Source organism: Lactobacillus hamsteri DSM 5661 = JCM 6256 (assembly GCF_000615445.1).
GTDB lineage: Bacteria > Bacillota > Bacilli > Lactobacillales > Lactobacillaceae > Lactobacillus > Lactobacillus hamsteri.
Map to the genome: position 1 here is coordinate 34,794 of NZ_BALY01000002.1, position 17,906 is coordinate 52,699.

18 protein-coding genes are annotated in these 17,906 nt (G+C 34.3%); 17 read left to right on the forward strand and 1 reads right to left on the reverse strand.

Annotated features, from left to right (window positions below; all coding sequences use genetic code 11):
* Positions 1–44 precede the first annotated feature (44 nt).
* The 8 genes from JCM6256_RS00765 (at position 45) to mreD (ending at position 8,811) form a co-directional block, all read left to right on the forward strand.
* Positions 45–755: a pseudouridine synthase gene (locus JCM6256_RS00765; protein ID WP_025079943.1), complete on the forward strand. Its 711-nt coding sequence runs from the start codon at positions 45–47 to the stop codon at positions 753–755.
* A gap of 284 nt (positions 756–1,039) precedes the next feature.
* The gene (locus JCM6256_RS00770) at positions 1,040–3,679 is read left to right on the forward strand and encodes a valine--tRNA ligase (RefSeq protein ID WP_025079944.1); all 2,640 of its coding nucleotides are present in this window, start codon (positions 1,040–1,042) and stop codon (positions 3,677–3,679) included.
* Between the two features lies 1 nt (position 3,680).
* Positions 3,681–4,940 carry a bifunctional folylpolyglutamate synthase/dihydrofolate synthase gene (locus JCM6256_RS00775; RefSeq protein ID WP_025079945.1) on the forward strand — a complete coding sequence of 420 codons (1,260 nt, stop codon included), beginning with the start codon at positions 3,681–3,683 and terminating at the stop codon, positions 4,938–4,940.
* Positions 4,940–5,617, forward strand: coding sequence for an HAD family hydrolase (locus JCM6256_RS00780; RefSeq protein WP_025079946.1), 678 nt, complete (start codon positions 4,940–4,942; stop codon positions 5,615–5,617). The genes JCM6256_RS00775 and JCM6256_RS00780 overlap by 1 nt, the downstream gene beginning before the upstream one ends.
* Before the next feature lie 37 nt (positions 5,618–5,654).
* The gene (locus tag JCM6256_RS00785) at positions 5,655–6,278 is read left to right on the forward strand and encodes a JAB domain-containing protein (RefSeq protein WP_025079947.1); all 624 of its coding nucleotides are present in this window, start codon (positions 5,655–5,657) and stop codon (positions 6,276–6,278) included.
* A gap of 94 nt (positions 6,279–6,372) precedes the next feature.
* Positions 6,373–7,377: a rod shape-determining protein gene (locus JCM6256_RS00790; protein WP_025079948.1), complete on the forward strand. Its 1,005-nt coding sequence runs from the start codon at positions 6,373–6,375 to the stop codon at positions 7,375–7,377.
* Between the two features lie 46 nt (positions 7,378–7,423).
* The gene (gene mreC, locus JCM6256_RS00795) at positions 7,424–8,275 is read left to right on the forward strand and encodes a rod shape-determining protein MreC (protein WP_025079949.1); all 852 of its coding nucleotides are present in this window, start codon (positions 7,424–7,426) and stop codon (positions 8,273–8,275) included.
* Entirely contained in the window at positions 8,275–8,811 is a 537-nt protein-coding gene (mreD, locus tag JCM6256_RS00800) for a rod shape-determining protein MreD (protein WP_025079950.1), read from the forward strand. The genes mreC and mreD overlap by 1 nt, the downstream gene beginning before the upstream one ends.
* Positions 8,812–8,858: 47 nt before the next feature.
* Here mreD and JCM6256_RS10455 read toward each other — a convergent pair whose 3' ends face one another.
* Positions 8,859–8,993 (reverse strand): DUF4044 domain-containing protein, encoded by a 135-nt coding sequence (locus tag JCM6256_RS10455; protein WP_081778526.1) that lies wholly within the window; start codon positions 8,991–8,993, stop codon positions 8,859–8,861.
* A 92-nt stretch (positions 8,994–9,085) separates the two neighbouring features.
* Between JCM6256_RS10455 and JCM6256_RS00810 the strand changes: the two genes are divergently transcribed.
* The 9 genes from JCM6256_RS00810 (at position 9,086) to JCM6256_RS00850 (ending at position 17,845) form a co-directional block, all read left to right on the forward strand.
* Positions 9,086–9,415 carry a DUF3397 domain-containing protein gene (locus JCM6256_RS00810; RefSeq protein WP_025079951.1) on the forward strand — a complete coding sequence of 110 codons (330 nt, stop codon included), beginning with the start codon at positions 9,086–9,088 and terminating at the stop codon, positions 9,413–9,415.
* 167 nt (positions 9,416–9,582) lie between these two features.
* Positions 9,583–10,014 (forward strand): division/cell wall cluster transcriptional repressor MraZ, encoded by a 432-nt coding sequence (gene mraZ / locus JCM6256_RS00815; protein WP_025079952.1) that lies wholly within the window; start codon positions 9,583–9,585, stop codon positions 10,012–10,014.
* Positions 10,015–10,018: 4 nt separating this feature from the next.
* Entirely contained in the window at positions 10,019–10,966 is a 948-nt protein-coding gene (rsmH, locus tag JCM6256_RS00820) for a 16S rRNA (cytosine(1402)-N(4))-methyltransferase RsmH (RefSeq protein WP_025079953.1), read from the forward strand.
* A gap of 13 nt (positions 10,967–10,979) precedes the next feature.
* Positions 10,980–11,342, forward strand: a complete 363-nt coding sequence (gene ftsL, locus JCM6256_RS00825; protein ID WP_025079954.1) for a cell division protein FtsL — start codon at positions 10,980–10,982, stop codon at positions 11,340–11,342.
* On the forward strand, positions 11,342–13,510 hold the full coding sequence (locus JCM6256_RS00830; RefSeq protein WP_025079955.1) for a penicillin-binding transpeptidase domain-containing protein: 2,169 nt from the start codon (positions 11,342–11,344) through the stop codon (positions 13,508–13,510). The genes ftsL and JCM6256_RS00830 overlap by 1 nt, the downstream gene beginning before the upstream one ends.
* Before the next feature lie 4 nt (positions 13,511–13,514).
* On the forward strand, positions 13,515–14,474 hold the full coding sequence (mraY, locus tag JCM6256_RS00835) for a phospho-N-acetylmuramoyl-pentapeptide-transferase (protein WP_025079956.1): 960 nt from the start codon (positions 13,515–13,517) through the stop codon (positions 14,472–14,474).
* Positions 14,475–14,489: 15 nt separating this feature from the next.
* Positions 14,490–15,869, forward strand: coding sequence for a UDP-N-acetylmuramoyl-L-alanine--D-glutamate ligase (murD, locus tag JCM6256_RS00840; RefSeq protein WP_025079957.1), 1,380 nt, complete (start codon positions 14,490–14,492; stop codon positions 15,867–15,869).
* A gap of 1 nt (position 15,870) precedes the next feature.
* Positions 15,871–16,977 carry an undecaprenyldiphospho-muramoylpentapeptide beta-N-acetylglucosaminyltransferase gene (gene murG, locus JCM6256_RS00845; protein WP_025079958.1) on the forward strand — a complete coding sequence of 369 codons (1,107 nt, stop codon included), beginning with the start codon at positions 15,871–15,873 and terminating at the stop codon, positions 16,975–16,977.
* 16 nt (positions 16,978–16,993) lie between these two features.
* Positions 16,994–17,845, forward strand: a complete 852-nt coding sequence (locus tag JCM6256_RS00850) for a cell division protein FtsQ/DivIB (protein ID WP_025079959.1) — start codon at positions 16,994–16,996, stop codon at positions 17,843–17,845.
* The last annotated feature ends 61 nt before the right edge of the window (positions 17,846–17,906 follow it).

Sequence of the window (17,906 nt, forward strand, 5' to 3'; positions counted from 1 at the left end):
TTGCATGATATACTTATTTTTAATGAAGAAAGATAGGTTAAAAAATGCGAATTGATAAATATTTGGCTAATATGAATGTTGGCTCACGGAAAGAAGTTCATAAATTAATAAAAGATGGTGTAGTAACAATTAATGGTAAAGTTGTAAAAACACCAAAAGAAAAAGTAACAGAAAAAGATCAGATTATGGTGGGAGATCAAGAAGTAACGTATCAAAAATACCATTATTTTTTGATGAATAAGCCTAAAGGTGTTTTGTCGGCAACTGAAGATCGAAGTCAGCAAACAGTAATTTCTTTGTTACAAAATAAAGATAAGTATAAAGGAATTGTTCCTGTAGGTAGACTTGATAAAGATACAACAGGCCTTTTGCTGCTTACAAATGATGGACAGCTTAATCATGAACTTTTGGCTCCTAATAAACACGTAAATAAAATTTACCGTGCCGATATTGCGGGTATTGCTAATGAAGATACTATAAAGCAGTTTGCAAAGGGGATGACCCTTGGTGACGGAACTAAGTTAAAACCAGCTGAACTAAAAATTTTGTCTCAAGATGTAGAGAATGATACTTCAAAAATTGAGATAAAAATTAGCGAAGGAAAGTATCATCAAATTAAGCGTATGTTTGGTGCGGTAGGGATGAAGGTTGTTGAACTTGAAAGAATTGTAATGGGAAATTTAAGTCTTCCTGCCGATTTAAAACGTGGCCAATATAAAGAACTAAGTTTAAATGAAATTGAGAAGATAAAATAATTAAACTTTTTTCCTAAAACATTTCATGCTATAATCAAAATCAACAGCAATGATCAAGAGGTATCGACTTTATTAACAGAGAAAAGCCAGACAGCTGAGAGGCCGAAAGTTGATTTGTAGCTTGATTAGCTGATTAACTGAAATAAAGTAGGTTAATCCGGACACTTCAGCGCCGTTATCGCTTATAAGAGAAGTATTTATATACTTAACGTAGGTGGTACCGCGGTTTAGTAAATCGTCCTAGACAATTTTGTCTAGGACTTTTTTATTGGAGGAATTATTTAATGACAGATTTAGCACCTAAATACAACCCTAATGAGGTTGAAAAAGGCAGATATCAAAAATGGCTTGATGAAGATTTATTTAAGCCATCTGGTGATAAAAAAGCTCACCCATTTTCAATTGTTATCCCACCACCAAATGTCACTGGTAAGCTTCACTTAGGTCATGCTTGGGATACAGCAATTCAAGATACTTTAATTCGTTTAAAGCGTATGCAAGGTTATGACACTCTTTACCTTCCAGGTATGGACCACGCTGGTATTGCAACTCAAGCCAAGGTTGAAGCTCGTCTTCGTGAAGAAGGTAAGGATCGTCACCAATTAGGACGTGAAAAGTTCTTAAAGCAAGTTTGGGACTGGAAAGATGAATACGCAAGCATCATTAAAGGCCAATGGGCTAAGATGGGTCTTTCTCTTGATTATTCACGTGAAAGATTTACTCTTGATAAAGGTCTTTCAAAGGCTGTAAAGAAAGTCTTCGTACAACTTTATAATGAAGGTCTTATTTACCGTGGTGAATACATTATTAACTGGGATCCTAAGCTTGAAACTGCTCTTAGTGATATCGAAGTAATTCACAAAGACGATAAGGGTGCTTTTTACCACATTAAGTATCCATTTGCAGATGGTTCTGGCTTTGTAGAAATTGCAACTACTCGTCCAGAAACAATGTTTGGTGATACTGCAGTTGCTGTTGCACCTGGCGATGAAAGATATAAGGATATTGTTGGTAAAGAATTAGTCTTGCCATTAGTTGGTCGTCATATTCCAATTATTGAAGATCAACATGTTGATCCAGAATTCGGTACAGGACTTGTTAAGATTACCCCTGCTCACGATCCTAATGACTTCCAAGTAGGTAACCGTCATAACTTGAAGAGAATCAATGTTATGAATGATGACGGAACTATGAACGAAGAATGTGGCAAATATGCCGGTATGGATCGTTTTGAATGTCGTGATGAATTGGTTAAGGATCTTAAGAGTGAAGGCTATTTAATTAAGATTGAACCAATCGTTCACTCAGTAGGTCACTCAGAACGTTCAGGCGTTCAAGTTGAACCTCGACTTTCTAAGCAATGGTTCGTTAAGATGAAGCCACTTGCTGATAAAGTTCTTGAAAATCAAAAGACTGATGGTAAGGTTAACTTTGTTCCAGAAAGATTTGAAGGTACTTTAAATCACTGGATGGAAGATGTTCATGATTGGTGTATTTCACGTCAATTATGGTGGGGCCACCGTATTCCAGCTTGGTACAATAAAGAAACTGGTGAAACTTACGTAGGCGAAGAAGCACCAAAGGATATTGAAAACTGGGAACAAGATCCAGATGTTCTTGATACTTGGTTCTCAAGTGCTTTATGGCCATTTTCAACTCTTGGCTGGCCAGATGCTAATTCAGAAGACTTTAAGCGTTACTTCCCAACTAATGCATTAGTAACTGGTTACGATATTATTTTCTTCTGGGTATCTAGAATGATTTTCCAAAGTTTGCACTTTACTAAGGAACGTCCATTTAAGGATGTTGTTTTGCATGGTTTGATGCGTGATCCAGAGGGCCGTAAGATGTCTAAATCACTTGGTAACGGTGTTGACCCAATGGACGTTGTTAATAAGTATGGTGCTGATGCTCTTAGATGGTTCCTTCTTAACGGTACAGCTCCTGGTCAAGATACTCGTTATGATCCAAAGAAGCTTTCTGCTGCTTGGAACTTTATTAACAAGATTTGGAATGCTTCTCGTTTCGTAATTATGAATTTGCCAGAAGATGCCAAGCCTGCTCATATGCCAGATACTACCAAGTTTGATTTAGCAGATAGTTGGATTTTCGATCGTTTGAACCATGTTGTTGGTGAAGTTAACCGTTTATTTGATGAATACAAATTTGGTGAAGCTGGTCGTGAACTTTACAACTTTATTTGGAATGACTTCTGTGATTGGTACATTGAAATTTCTAAGGTTGCTTTAAACGGTGATGATGAAGAATTAAAGGCAAGAAAGCAAGAAAACTTAGTTTGGATTCTTGATCAAATTTTGCGTTTGATGCACCCAATTATGCCATTTGTAACTGAAAAGTTATGGCTTTCAATGCCTCATGAAGGTAAGTCAATTATGGTTGCTAAGTATCCAGTAACTCATAAAGAATTTGAAAATAAGCAAGCAGATGAAGATATGGCATTCTTAATTGAAGTTATTAAAGCTGTACGTAATATTCGTATGGAAGTTAATGCTCCAATGTCATCACAAATTGATATTATGATTCAATTAGATGATGAAAAGAACAAGCATATCTTGAATGATAATGCTGATTACGTAGAAAACTTCTTGCATCCAAAGAAGCTTGAAGTTGCTTCAGATATCGAAGCTCCTAAACTTGCTAAGACTGCGGTTGTTCCGGGTGCTCAAGTCTTTGTTCCACTTACTGAATTAGTCAATGTTGATGACGAATTGAAGAAGATGGAAAAAGAAGAAAAACGTCTTGAAGGTGAAGTTGAACGCGCAACTAAGAAACTTTCTAACCAAGGCTTTGTTGCTCATGCTCCTGAAGCAGTTATTAACAAAGAAAAGGAAAAGAAAGCAGATTACGAAAGCCAACTTGCAGGTGTTCGTGAAAGAATTCAAGAATTGAAGGAAAGTAAGTAGCGTGAAGTTTAAAGATGCTGAAGATGTAATCGATCACATCTATTCCTTGCCTAATTTACATCCTAAAAATGATCTTTCTTATATTAAGAGAGTTTTGGATGTTTTAGATAATCCGCAGAATAAAGTAAAGACTATTCATGTAACAGGCACTAATGGAAAAGGCTCTACTACTTATTATTTAAGCAATTTACTCAAAAAGGCTGGTCAAAAGACTGGCCTTTTCGTGTCACCGTACATTAATAAATTTAATGAACGAATACAATTAAATGGTAATAATATACCTGATAATGATTTAGTTACCGTTGCTAATGAAGTAGAGAATGCAATTATAAAGCTTCGTCTTTCTGATCCGAATTTTTCATTAGTTACATTTGAATATGAAACTGTCATGGCTTTTCTTTATTTTGCTAAGCAAAAATGTGATTATGCAGTAATTGAAGTGGGTATTGGTGGAGAACATGATAAGACTAATGTAATTACGCCGGAAGTAAGTGTAATTACTACAATTGGTTTGGATCATGAAAAAATTATTGGTCCTACAATTCAAGATATTGCTAAAGAAAAAAGTGGCATTATCAAACATAATCGTCCGGTTGTTTTGGGCAATATTCCTGATAAGGTATTATCAATTCTCGAAAAAAAATCGGGTAAAGAGCAGTCGAAAGTCTATTTATTAAATAGAGATTATCAAGTAACAGATGAACAGCAGATTGAATATCGTTATTTTGATAAAGAAATTCTTTTTGATAAAAGACCACAAGTTGAGAGCTATGATATTGCAATTGCTTTAACAGCATTTTATCTTTTAAAAGTTGATTTATCGGATAAAAAAATTCAGCAAGCTATTAATGCAACACAAATTCCAGGACGTTATCAATTAGTTCAGAAGCATCCGGATATTGTTTTAGATGGTGCACATAATATTCAGGCAATGAAAAACTTACTTGAGTTTGTTCATAAGCAAAATAAAATTTTAGGTGGAAAAGTTAAAGTTCTAATTACGATGATGAAAGATAAAGATTTAGATCAAGTCTTTTCTTTATTTAATGAGAGTGATCAAATTACTTTGACAACTATTCCATATCCTCGAGCTGCTAAATTGGCTGATTTTCCGATAGAAGTACGTGAAAAGTATAATTATGCGGAAGATTATCAAGTGGCATATAAAAATTTGAAAAATGATTTAAATGTTAACGATATTTTATTAGTAACGGGATCATTTTATTTAGTTGGTGCAATTTTGAATATGGAGGAACATTAATGAAAGTTCAAGGTATTCAAGAAGATATTCAAGGAGTTTTATTTGATCTGGATGGTTTGCTTGTCAATTCTGAAAAGCTTTATTGGGATGCAAACATTCAAGCGGCAGAAGAAGAAAAACTTGGTACGCCTAAAGATTCTTATTTAAAACTTACTGGTGCAACAGTTAAAGAAATGCAGGATTTTTATAATAAGTATTTTAAGACAGATGAAGACCGTGATCAGTTTATTAAGAGGACAGATGACCTTGTATGGGAATGGACTGATCAAGGTAAATTGAAGTTGCAACCAGGTGTTCAAGCAGCCTTAGATAAATTTCAGGATTTAGGACTACATATGGCAATTGCTTCAAGTAATTATGAAAACGTTGTTGAACATGCAATGTGGACAACGGGGATTCGAAATTATTTTGATTTTCATTTGAGCTATTTAGATGTTCAAAAAGGGAAGATTAAAGCAAAGCCAGCACCAGATATATATTTAGCTGCTGCTAAAAAAATAAATATTCCTAAAGAAAATTTGTTAGTGTTTGAAGATTCTTCAACAGGTGTTCAGGCAGCAAAAAATGCGGGGATTAAAGTAGTTATGATTCCAGATCTTATTGCCCCTACACCTAAGGATAAAGAAAATGCTACAATGATCTGTGAAAGTTTTTTTGAATTTCTCAAAAAAATTTAGCCCTTTTTTGCGTACTTAATAATGAGGGGGTTTTTCAATGAAATTTTATAAATCACATCATTATGAAGTACATACAGATATGGAATTGTTAATTCAACTTTTTGACCAATTAGAGGACAATGGTGTTCATCAATTTTTTGAACTAAAGAATAAGTTAAGAGAATTAAAGATCAATTCTTTTGAGGATTTGCTAACATATGCATCAGGTCCAAATAGTGTTGATGAAATGGCAATAACTATTGAAGAATTAGTTGATAGAATTAGATTATCGGAATCAAAAAGGGATGCTATCTTAACTTCAAGTAAAGAAGTTGGAAGCTATTTATCAGATAAATTAATAGGCCGTAAACAAGAAGAATTTTGGGCTCTTTATCTTGATAATGGTAATAAAATTATTGCGGAAAAAAAGATTTCTCAAGGTACACTAGACAGATCAATTGCTCATCCACGTGATATCTTTAGATGGGCAGTTGTATATAATTGTTCGGCAATTATTGTTGCGCATAATCATCCAAGTGGGAAATTAATTCCTTCACATAGTGATTTTAAAATGACTAAGCAGTTGCAAGAAGCTGCTAATATGATGAAAATTGATTTTTTAGATCATTTTATTGTAGGAAAAGGTCATTATTTAAGCATGAAGGAAAATGAATTGTTTTAAATTCTTTAAAATTTTCGCGAAAATCTGTTTTATTGCTAGTTTATGCTATAATTATTCAAGATTTAAAGACCGCAACAATTAAGGAGAGATTTTCGTGTTTGGATTAGGTTCAAAAAATATTGGTATTGATTTAGGTACTGCCAACACACTTGTATACATGGAAGGTAAAGGAATTGTTTTAAGAGAACCTTCCGTTGTAGCTAAGAATACTCAAAGTGGTGAAGTTATCGCTGTGGGTTCAGAAGCTAAGGAAATGATCGGTAGAACTCCAGGTTCTATCCGTGCTATCCGTCCTATGAAAGATGGTGTAATTGCAGATTACGATACAACTGCAGCTATGCTTAAGTACTTTATGGAAAAAACAGTTGGTAATTCTAAGCCATCAGTAATGATTTGTGTACCATCAGGCGTTACTGAAGTTGAAAAGCGTGCCGTTATTGATGCAGCGCGTGTTGCTGGTGCTCGTGAAGCATTTGTTATTGAAGAACCATTTGCTGCAGCTATTGGTGCAGGTCTTCCAGTAATGGACCCAACAGGTTCAATGGTTGTTGATATTGGTGGCGGTACTACTGATGTTGCTACTATTTCATTGGGTGGTATTGTATCATCAACTTCAATTCGTCAAGCTGGCGACAAATTCAACATTGGCATCATTAATTATGTTCACTCAAAATTCAATTTATTAATTGGTGAAAGAACTGCCGAAGATGTTAAGATTCAAATCGGTTCAGCTTCAGTAGAAAAAGCAAAAGAAATTGAATCAATGAATATTCGTGGTCGTGACTTGGTAACTGGTTTACCAAAATCAGTTGATATTGAAGCTGAAGATGTTGCTAAGGCTATTCAAGATGTAGTACAAGATATCATTGTGGCTATTAAGGAAACTTTGGAACAAACTTCACCAGAAATTGCTGCTGATGTAATTGATCATGGTATCGTTTTAACCGGTGGTGGAGCTCTTCTTAAGAACTTACCAGCAGTTATTTCTGAAGCTACTAAAGTACCAGTGTTTATTGCTCAAGATCCACTTGATTGTGTAGCAATTGGTACTGGCGAGTCACTTAAGAATATCGAAGTAATGCGTAGAAGTCGTAATTAATTAATCAAACCGGCTAAAGCCGGTTTTTCTATAGGATAAATTTCGTATGAAGAAATTTCTACAAAATAAAAAATTATTAACTACATTTATTGTTATATTTCTTATTTTAGTAATACTAGGTGGCAGTGTTAATTTACGAAACAAGCGTAATACGCCATTATTAGTTCAAAGTTTTGGCAATGATGTTGTTGCTGTGGGTTCAAGAATCGTTGATATTCCAGTAGGTTGGATTTCTGGCGGTTTAAATAATGTTAATGATATTTTAAATACCCAAACTGAAAATAACCATTTAAAAAGTCAGGTAACAAATTTAGGACAAACTAAGGCAAGAAATCAGGCTCTTGAAGCTGAAAATAAACAATTGCGATCAGCATTAAAATTAAAGGACACTCTAACAGGGTATGATCTAATTAATGCATCAGTTATTTCTAGATCATCAGATACTTGGTCAGATTTATTAGTAATTAATAAAGGCTCTTCAGCGGGAGTTCAAAAGAATCAAGCTGTTATGTGTGGTGGAGGAGTTATTGGCCGTATTATTGAGGTGAATGCTGCTTCATCTAAGGTTGAATTGATTACTACGACTGATAAATCAGCCAATAGATTCGCAGTTCAAGCAACAGCTTCAAATGGTAAAAGTGTTCACGGAATTATTACTGTAAATTCTGATAATAATTTAGCATTTACGCAAGTTGTTGATAGTAGAAAATTAAAACAAGGTACTAAAGTATATACAAGCGGAATGGGCGGTAATTCACCAAAAGGATTATTAGTGGGAACAGTTTCTAAAACTACCCGTGATTCCTTTGGTTTATCAGATTTAATTAAAATAAATCCTGCCGGAGAAATTAATGATCCGTCTGTTGTCACTGTCATTAAGAGAAAGGTGGCAAATTAATGCGCGTTTTTCGCAAATGGGTACTTGCCATAGCATTATTTGTAGCCTTAATTCTTGATGGTACATTGGCATTTTATTTGCATCAGTTTATGAATATAGGAGCATACGGTGCATCAACTTGGATTTTGCCTATAGGTATTATGTTAATAGGTTTATTTGATGATACTAATCCTAATGAAATTTGGCTTGCGCTTGGTGCAGGAATAGTAGCTGATATTTCTACTTTAGGAATTATCGGTGTTTATACTGTGTTCTTTCCAGTGTCCTGTTGGGCATGTCAAAGGGTAGCAAGGTTTCTGCCAGAAATATTTTGGTCAAGGTTAATTGTTGTAATTATTGGCGTGACTATATTAGATATTTATTCGTGGGCTATTCTGACTATGGTCGGCATTATTTCCGTCTCGATTAAGATAATGTTAATTAGTCTTGCGGTAAATGCATGTTGGACAATTATTTTCTTTTCGATTACTTATTGGATATGGGGTAATTTGGCAGAAAACTATCCATTTTTGATTGATTTAAGAGCTTATAGATAAAAAAGAAAGCTTTAGGAAATTCCTAAAGCTTTTCTTTTTTATTTGTTTTAGAACCAGCCAGCAGCAGCCATTGATTGAACAGCTCCAGCTACAACAGCGGCTAAAGTTATAACGGCCATTAACCAAGCCATAACAATAGTTAATTTTTGAAAACCTGATTTTTTCTTTCTTTTACGTGCCATGGGATACCTCCTACTGAATAAATATTTTATTCTTATTAATAGTTTTTTTCAATTGAAGAAAAGGGTAGAATAAAAAAGTAGGAGGAACAACAATGCTTTTTATTTTTTTGCTTCCCGTTATTGGTTTGATTTTAGATTTAATGATTAATAAATTCTTTCCTAAGGCAGTATTTCATGGATATGATGTGTTGCCATTCTTCTTTTTGCCCGTGTGCAATATGATAACAGATCGTCAAGATAATCCTTCTTTTTTACCATATGGATTACTGTTTTTCTTTATTTTGGTAATAATTATTACTGTTGAATCTGCTGTACGAAATAAAAATATCTCTTTGGGTAAAACAATTCATAAAATTTGGAAATATTTAGCTGTTTGTTCAATGATGTGGTATGTAGGTTTAGTTTGTTTAATGATTGCGTGAAAGCTCATTTTCAGAACGTATGATCCTTTTGGCCGTAAGGCTGAGAGGATTTTTTATTTTTTACTGTTGAAAATACTAAAAATTAATAAAAAAATGTTTTTTTTCTTCCATGTTGTGGTAGGAAGTGGTGAATTGTGGTAAATTATTCAATGGAAGGGGGCTAGACCATGTTCATGGGTGAATATCACCACAATTTGGACAGTAAAGGTCGCTTGATTATACCGGCTAAGCTGAGAAATCAGATTGGTGAAAAAATGGTATTCACTAGAGGAATGGAAGGCTGCATTTTCGGTTACACAATGGAAACGTGGCACGAAATTGAGGCCAAGTTAGCGAAACTTCCGTTGACTAAGAGAAACGTGCGTAGTTTTATGCGCTTGTTTTACTCTGGTGCGATGGAAAGCGAGTTCGACAAGCAAGGGCGTGTTAATCTGACCACGACATTAAAAAAGCATGCCGAGCTTACAAAAGAATGTGTTATCGTAGGTGTTTCTAACCGAATTGAAATTTGGTCACAAGAACGTTGGGATAACTTCACTAATGAAGCTAACCAAAGCTATGATGATATCGCAGAGAATTTGGACGACATTGAACTATAAAAATATGAAATTCAAACACACCAGTGTACTCTTACACGAAACTATAAATAATTTAGAACCTAAAAATGATGGTCTTTATGTAGATGCTACTTTTGGCGGTGGCGGACATGCTAAGTATTTGCTTAGTAAAATTGACTCAGGTACATTGATAGGTTTTGACCAAGATGAATATGCAATAAAGGCAGCGAAGTTAAACTTCGCTGATTTATTACGAGACGATAGCAATCCAAAGCTAAAACTGGTACATGACAACTTTAGCCATTTGGAAAGAGATCTGGTTGAGCTGGGCTATACAGATGGTATAGATGGAATATATTACGACTTGGGTGTTTCGTCTCCTCAATTTGATCAAGCGGATCGTGGCTTTTCTTATCGCTACAATGCACGACTTGATATGAGAATGGATCAAAGTCAAGATCTTGATGCTTATGAATTAGTTAATACTAGCAGTCAAAAAGAACTTGCAAATATTTTGTATAAATATGGCGATGAAAAGTTTTCTCGTCAGATTGCTCGCAGAATTGTTGAAAGACGTAGGGAAAAACCGATTGAAACTACATTTGAATTAGTTGATATTATAAAAGATGCAATCCCTGCTTATGCACGAAGGACTGGTGGACATCCTGCAAAGAAGAGCTTTCAAGCTTTGCGGGTTGCCGTTAATCATGAACTTGATGTTCTTCAAGCATCTCTTGAAGAAGCAATCAAAGTGCTTCGACCGGGTGGCCGAATTAGTGTGATTACGTTCCAGTCAGATGAAGACAAAATCGTTAAAAAGATTTTTAAAAAATATTCTGAAGTAGAAGTTCCTAGAGGAATGCCAATGATTCCAGAAGGATTAAAACCTACGCTTAGATTGGTAAATCGTAAGCCAATTACGGCTTCTGCTTCAGAGCTGGAAAACAACAACCGCTCACACAGTGCAAAATTAAGGGTTGCAGAGAAGATTTAAAGAGGAAAATGGTATGGCTGATAGTTCTGCAAGAAGAATAGAATTTGAACCCAACAAACAAGTTGAAGTTGGAAGAAAGCGGCGAATTGCGCCCAATCCACGTCAAGTCCGTTGGACCGGATTAGAAAGAACTTTAGTTATTCTTGGAAGTATTATTACTCTTGGTATGATGACTTTCTTGGTTTCTTCTAGTATTTCTGCAACATCAGCACAACATCAGCTTTCAAACGTTCAACAAGAAATTACTAAGATAGAAAACAGCAATATCGATTTGCGTCAACAAATCGGTGAGCTTTCTTCTAGTGCTCGTTTGAATAAAATTGCTCGTGCTAAAGGTCTAACGTTAATTGAAAAAAACATTAGGACAATTCGCTAATGAAAAAGAAAAATAGCAATTTAAAATTACAAAAATCCAAAGCCCACGGCTACCGCTTTACGGTGGGGAGATTTCTCCAGCTAGCCGTGGCTTTGGTTTTTCTTGTATTTATGGGTAGATTTTTATATATAGGGATTTCAAAAACAGTTGCTGGTCAAGATTTATCTAAAAGAACTGAGCAATTGTATCATCGAAATCAAGTTTTAAAAGCAACTCGTGGCAGTATTTATGATCGAAATGGCTTAGCCATTGCAGAAGATTCGCATTTATATACTGTTTATGCAATTCTTGATAAATCATCTATAAATTATAAAAACAAGCCGGAGTATGTAGTAAATAAGGATAAAACGGCCAGAGATCTTGCAAAGGTCTTGCCTTTATCTGAAGAGAAAATTTTAAAATATTTATCCCCAAAGCAGAAAGTATTCCAAGTTCAATTTGGCAGCGCTGGTAGTGGATTAACTAAAGATCAAAAAAATAAGATTGATGCCATGAAGTTGCCAGGGATTAAATTTATTGAAACACCGTCAAGACTTTATCCTAATGGAGTGTTTGCTTCTCATACTGTAGGATTAGCACAACCGATATACAATAAAAAGACAGGTTCTCCAAATTTAGTAGGAACAATGGGATTGGAAGCATGGTTTAATGATACTTTGTCTGGAAAAGACGGATATCGTATTTCTGCAGTCGATGCATCGGAAAACCAGCTTCCAAATAAATCTCAAACTTATAAACCGGTTGAAAACGGCAACAACCTTTATTTAACTTTAGATTCGCAACTGCAAAGCTTTTTAGAAGAGCGATTAACGGATGTTCAAGAAAAATATGATCCTGTTAGTTTAACGGCTGTCGTTGAAGATATGAAAACTGGTAAAATTTTAGCTGCTTCTCAACGGCCTACTTTTAATCCGCAAACTAAAAAAGGCTTAACAAAATCATATCGTGACATTTTAGTTCAGGATACATATGAACCTGGGTCAGTCTTTAAGATATTAACTCTTGCTGCGGCTATTAATAGTGGCAGTTACAATCCGAATGCCTACTATAACTCTGGAGCAGTAACTGTAGGAGGAGCTACCATTCATGACTGGCAAACCTCTGGCTGGGGAAGCATTCCATTTTCACAAGCGTTTCCACGTTCAAGTAATACTGGATTTGTTCATATTGAACAACAGATGGGCTCGAAAACTTGGCATAAATATTTAAATCGCTTTAGAATTGGTAAGAAAACGGACGTAACTTTGCCTGGAGAACAACCTGGTCTCATTTCCTTTAAGACATCAACAGATCAAGCAGTTACTAGTTTTGGTCAAGGCGTAAATGTCAATGTAATGCAGATGATGCAAGCATTTAGTTCTTTAGGTAATAATGGCCAGATGGTTAAACCACAATTTGTTGATAAGATTACTAATTCTGATGATAAAGTTGTGAAAGGCTATCAAGTTAAGAAAGTTGGAAAGCCTGTTTATAATAAAAAGACTCGTAAACTTTTAGTTGAAAATATGAAGCGAGTTTTAAATAAGCAAGTCGGAACAGGTTATTCTTATCATATGAATGGAAAAAGCATAGCTGTTAAAACAGGTACGGCCCAAATAGCCAATCCAAAAGGTGGAGGCTATTTGAAAGGCGATAGCAACTATATTTTCTCAGTAGTTGGAATTACCCCAACTAATAATCCTCGATATTGTTTGTACTTAACAATGAAACAACCTCGTCGAATGACAATTCCGGCAGAAAAAATTCTTAGTTCTATCTTTAAGCCGGTTATGAATAGAATAATTATCATGTCAAAGAATGATCGTGCTTCTTCTACTAATATTGTTAAAGTACCTAACCTTAAGAATTCTAGTTTGTCCAAGGCAAAGAATAAGGCTAAAGGATTAGGTCTTAACTTCTATAGATTAGGTACAGGAAGTAAGGTTATTGAACAGGGAATTAAAGCCGGAGAGAAGATAGAATCTGGAGACAGAATCTTTGTTTTGACTTCTGGTCAAATTAAATGCCCTGATATGACAGGTTGGACCATTGAGGATTTGCATCAATTTGCTAGTTTGTCAGGAGCTCAAATTAATATTGTGGGTAATGGCACAGTTAAAAAGCAGGATGTAAAACCTGGTACTATTATTAAAGCGGGTAAAAAAATAAAAATTAGTTTAAAGGAGTAATGACATGCTTATAAGCATTATTGCATTAGTTAGTTCGTTGGTGTTAACAGCGATATTTATACCGTGGTTAATTATTTTTATGAGATCTCATCATGAAGGACAAGAAATTCGTGACGAAGGACCTAAATGGCATCAGAAAAAATCTGGAACGCCAACAATGGGCGGAACAATTTTTGTTTTGGCCGCTGTAATTTCCACGCTATGGGTTTCTATTTGGCAGGGACAATTAAATAAAACTATCTGGATTTTGATTATTTCATTATTAGGATATGGAATTATCGGCTTTTTAGATGACGGAATTAAATTGTACTTTAAACGTAATTTAGGATTACGTGCATGGCAAAAATTACTATTACAAATTATTATTGCAGCCCTTATTGTTTGGATTGCAGCTACAGATCACTTCCAATTTGGCTTATATATTCCATTTGCTGGAATTGTTAATAGTGCAATATTATTTATTATATTCATTATTTTCTGGTTAGTTGGCTTTTCAAATGCAGTTAACCTTTCAGATGGACTTGATGGCTTAGCAACAGGTTTATCAATTGTTGCTTATGGAACATATGCATATATTGCATTTAAGCAAAAGAATTTAAGTATTTTAATCTTTTGTATGAGTGTGATCGGTGGATTGATTGCATTCTTAATTTATAACCATAAGCCTGCTAAAATATTTATGGGGGATGCAGGATCATTAGCATTAGGTGGTGGTCTTGCCGTAGTAAGTATTTTCTTAAACAGACCATGGTCCTTGCTTTTAGTTGGTATTGTCTTTGTTTGTGAAACTGCAAGTGTAATTTTACAAGTGATTTCATTCCAAACTACTGGTAAGAGAATTTTTAAGATGACTCCTATTCACCACCATTTTGAAATGTTAGGTTGGTCTGAATGGAAAGTTGATATTGTATTTTGGATCGTTGGTTTGATTGGAAGTATTATATATTTAGTAATTTGGGGTTAAAAAGAGTACAGAACAATGAAAAAAATTGATACTTATAAAGATAAAAATGTATTAGTTTTGGGTCTTGGTAAAAGTGGTTTTGCAGTGAGTGAATTACTGCTTACGCTTGGTGCAAAGTTAACTTTGAACGATAAGGCTGATTTGGACAGTAATGAAAAGGCGAATGAATTAAAAGAAAAGGGTGTTCGTGTAATTGGCGGACATCATCCAATTGATTTACTTGAAAAAGAACATTTTGATTATTTAGTTAAAAATCCAGGTATTCCATATGAAAATCCAATGGTTGCAAAGGCTAAAGAATTAAATATTCCAATTATTACTGAACCTGAAATTGCTTTAAGCTGTAGTGATGCACCATATGTTTGTGTTACTGGTTCAAACGGTAAGACAACTACAGTAATGCTTACACAACAAATCTTAGATCATCATCTTCAAAAATCTGGTCATCATGCTTATGCAGTTGGTAATATTGGTGTTCCAATTTCTGAAGTTGTACCTAAGGCAACTAAGGATGATATTTTAGTTGTTGAAATTTCCAGTTTCCAATTATTAGGTGTAACTGATATCAATCCTAAAGTGGCTGCAATTGTTGATATTTACAACAATGTTCACCTTGATTATCACAAGACTTTTGAGAATTATATCAATGCAAAACTTAATGTGACTAGATTCCAAGATGAAAATGATTACTTTATTGCAAACTATGATCAAAAAGATATTTTAGCTAAGGAAAAGGCTCTTACTAAGGCTAAAATTCAAACATTTTCAGAGACTGATTCAACTGCCGATTACTTTATTGGCGATGAATATCTTGAAAGCAAAAACGAAAAAATTATGAAGATTGATGATATTAAGCTTCCAGGTATTCATAATTTACAAAATAGTTTAGTTGCTATTGCTATTTCTAAGATAATGGGTGCAGAAAATGATGATATTCAAGCAGTTTTAAGTACTTTTGCAGGTGCTAAGCACCGTTTACAATATGTAATGACTCTAGATGATAGAAAGATTTACAACGATTCTAAGTCAACCAATATTGAAGCAGCAACTGTCGCTATTCCATCATTTAAACAACCAGAAGTATTAATTGCTGGTGGGTTAGATCGTGGATTTACATTCGATGATTTAGTACCATTATTTAAGAAACATGTTAAAGCAATTGTTTTATATGGTGAAAGTAAGTATCTTTTGGCTGATAGTGCGAGAAAAGCAGGTATTAAAGATATTGTAATTGAAAATACTTTGCAAGAAGCAGTTCCAAAGGCTTATGAATTAACCGAGCCTGGTGATGTATTGTTATTTTCACCAGCATGTGCTTCATGGGATCAATTTAGAACTTTTGAAGAACGTGGCGACTATTTTGTGAAATTTGTTAAGGAATTGAAGACTAAATAAAATGAAAGTTATTTTTACAGGTGGCGGTACTGGTGGTCATATTTATCCAATTATGGCTATTATTGAACGATTAAAGGAACGTGGCATCAGTACCAATGATGAAATTTTGTTTGTTGGTACGCAAAAAGGTTTGGAATCCAAAATTGTTCCGGCTGCAGGCGTTAATTTTGAAACTATTAAAATTCAAGGTTTTAATCGTAAACATCCTTTAAAGAACTTTGAAACAATTAATTTGTTCTTTAAGGCTACTAAGCGTGCTCGTGAAATTCTTGAAGATTTTAAACCAGATCTTGTTTTTGGAACGGGTGGTTACGTAAGTGGCGCAATGGTTTATGAAGCTTCTAGAATGCATATTCCAACTATGATTCATGAATCAAATTCTGTTGTAGGATTAGCTAATAAATTCTTGGGTCACTATGTTGATAAAATTTGTTACACTTTTGATGATGCTGCTAAGCAATTTTCAGAAAAGAAAAAGTTGGTAAAGACGGGTAACCCTCGTTCTCAACAAGTCTTAGGTTTAAATATTGAACCACTTGATTTAAAAGAAAAGTTTGGCTTTAATCCAGAAATTCCAACTGTTCTTGTCTTTGGGGGTTCTCGTGGTGCTTTAGCTATTAACCGCGTGATGCTTAAATCATTGATGGATTTAAAGAAAAAACCATATCAAATTATTTGGGCAACAGGAACATATTATTTCGAAGCAGTACAAAAGAAATTAGAAAACATTGATTTTGGTGAAAATATTAAGGTATTACCATATATTAAAAATATGCCTGCTCTTTTGCCAGAAATGACATGTGTTGTTTCAAGATCAGGAGCAACAAGTATTGCTGAATTTACGGCTCTGGGTGTTCCAGCAATTTTAATTCCTAGTCCAAATGTTACGCATAATCATCAAATGAAAAATGCAATGGATTTGGAAAAGGCCGGTGCTGCATTGGTACTTCCAGAAGATGATTTAAATCCAAATAATTTTGTTTCTTCAATTGATCATATTTTATTAGATCAAAAATATGCTAATGAAATGAAGAAAGCATCTAAAGCTTTAGGTGTTCCTGATGCCTCCGATCAAATTATTAAGGTTATGCAAGAAATAAGTAAGTAGAAAGTAGGTGAGGCAGTTGCCAAGAAAAAATATTACAAAAATTGATCCAAGAAAGGAACTATCCCCTTATTTGAATCATCAAACTACTCAAAATAAAGGTAGAAAAAGATCAACTAAGGTATCTGCCTCGCTTTCTGGATTAAAATCTGAAAGACGCAAGTCATTAGCTAAACGTTTAGGAATTATTTTGGGTATATCTATTGTTGCAATCCTAATGTTTGGATACTATGTTTCTCCATTAGCAAATGTAAGTAGTGTCCAGGTAGAAGGAGCATCAGATTTACCGGCTAAAGAAGTGATTTCTACTTCTGGTATAGAAACTTGCGATAAGGTTTTTGATTATTTATTTAATAAGAAAAAGCTAAGTTCTAAATTATCACAAAAATATCCTGAAATTAAAAGTGTAGATGTTGAAGTAAAGCACTTAAACCATTTGATTTTAAATGTTGACGAATATCCGACGATTGGGTATATCAAAGATGGAAATAACTATCGTAAAATTTTAACTGATGGTGCTATTGGAAGCCGTGCATTGCCTTGGGCAAAGGTAAATCAAGAAAAGCCGGTGTTTGTTGGTTATAATCATAAGATTTCGTTAAAGGATAATCTAAAATTATTTAATAGTTTTCCTAAAGATTTTCGTGAAAAAGTTAAATTATTGAGCGGAAGCGGAACTCGAAAAACACAAATTATTTTGGTTATGAAAGATGGAAATGTGGTAATTGGAAATATAGCTACATTGAAAGATAAGATCAAGTACTATGATGCCATTAAATCTAAAGCTGGCAAAAATAGTTTGATCGATTTAGAAGTAGGAGCTTTTAGTAGACCACTTACTTCAAATGAAAAGAAGGCATATGGAATATAGTAGCTGTTTTATGTGCACTTTTATGTTAAAATTTCTTGAAGGCAGTTATTAATGGGGGCTT

Coding starts and splice junctions, on each gene's coding strand:
- JCM6256_RS00765 (WP_025079943.1), top strand. CDS start 45: ATGCGAATTGATAAATATTTGGCTAATATGAATGTTGGCTCACGGAAA.
- JCM6256_RS00770 (WP_025079944.1), top strand. CDS start 1,040: ATGACAGATTTAGCACCTAAATACAACCCTAATGAGGTTGAAAAAGGC.
- JCM6256_RS00780 (WP_025079946.1), top strand. CDS start 4,940: ATGAAAGTTCAAGGTATTCAAGAAGATATTCAAGGAGTTTTATTTGAT.
- JCM6256_RS00785 (WP_025079947.1), top strand. CDS start 5,655: ATGAAATTTTATAAATCACATCATTATGAAGTACATACAGATATGGAA.
- mreC (WP_025079949.1), top strand. CDS start 7,424: ATGAAGAAATTTCTACAAAATAAAAAATTATTAACTACATTTATTGTT.
- mreD (WP_025079950.1), top strand. CDS start 8,275: ATGCGCGTTTTTCGCAAATGGGTACTTGCCATAGCATTATTTGTAGCC.
- JCM6256_RS10455 (WP_081778526.1), bottom strand. CDS start 8,993: ATGGCACGTAAAAGAAAGAAAAAATCAGGTTTTCAAAAATTAACTATT.
- JCM6256_RS00810 (WP_025079951.1), top strand. CDS start 9,086: ATGCTTTTTATTTTTTTGCTTCCCGTTATTGGTTTGATTTTAGATTTA.
- mraZ (WP_025079952.1), top strand. CDS start 9,583: ATGTTCATGGGTGAATATCACCACAATTTGGACAGTAAAGGTCGCTTG.
- rsmH (WP_025079953.1), top strand. CDS start 10,019: ATGAAATTCAAACACACCAGTGTACTCTTACACGAAACTATAAATAAT.
- ftsL (WP_025079954.1), top strand. CDS start 10,980: ATGGCTGATAGTTCTGCAAGAAGAATAGAATTTGAACCCAACAAACAA.
- JCM6256_RS00830 (WP_025079955.1), top strand. CDS start 11,342: ATGAAAAAGAAAAATAGCAATTTAAAATTACAAAAATCCAAAGCCCAC.
- mraY (WP_025079956.1), top strand. CDS start 13,515: ATGCTTATAAGCATTATTGCATTAGTTAGTTCGTTGGTGTTAACAGCG.
- murD (WP_025079957.1), top strand. CDS start 14,490: ATGAAAAAAATTGATACTTATAAAGATAAAAATGTATTAGTTTTGGGT.
- murG (WP_025079958.1), top strand. CDS start 15,871: ATGAAAGTTATTTTTACAGGTGGCGGTACTGGTGGTCATATTTATCCA.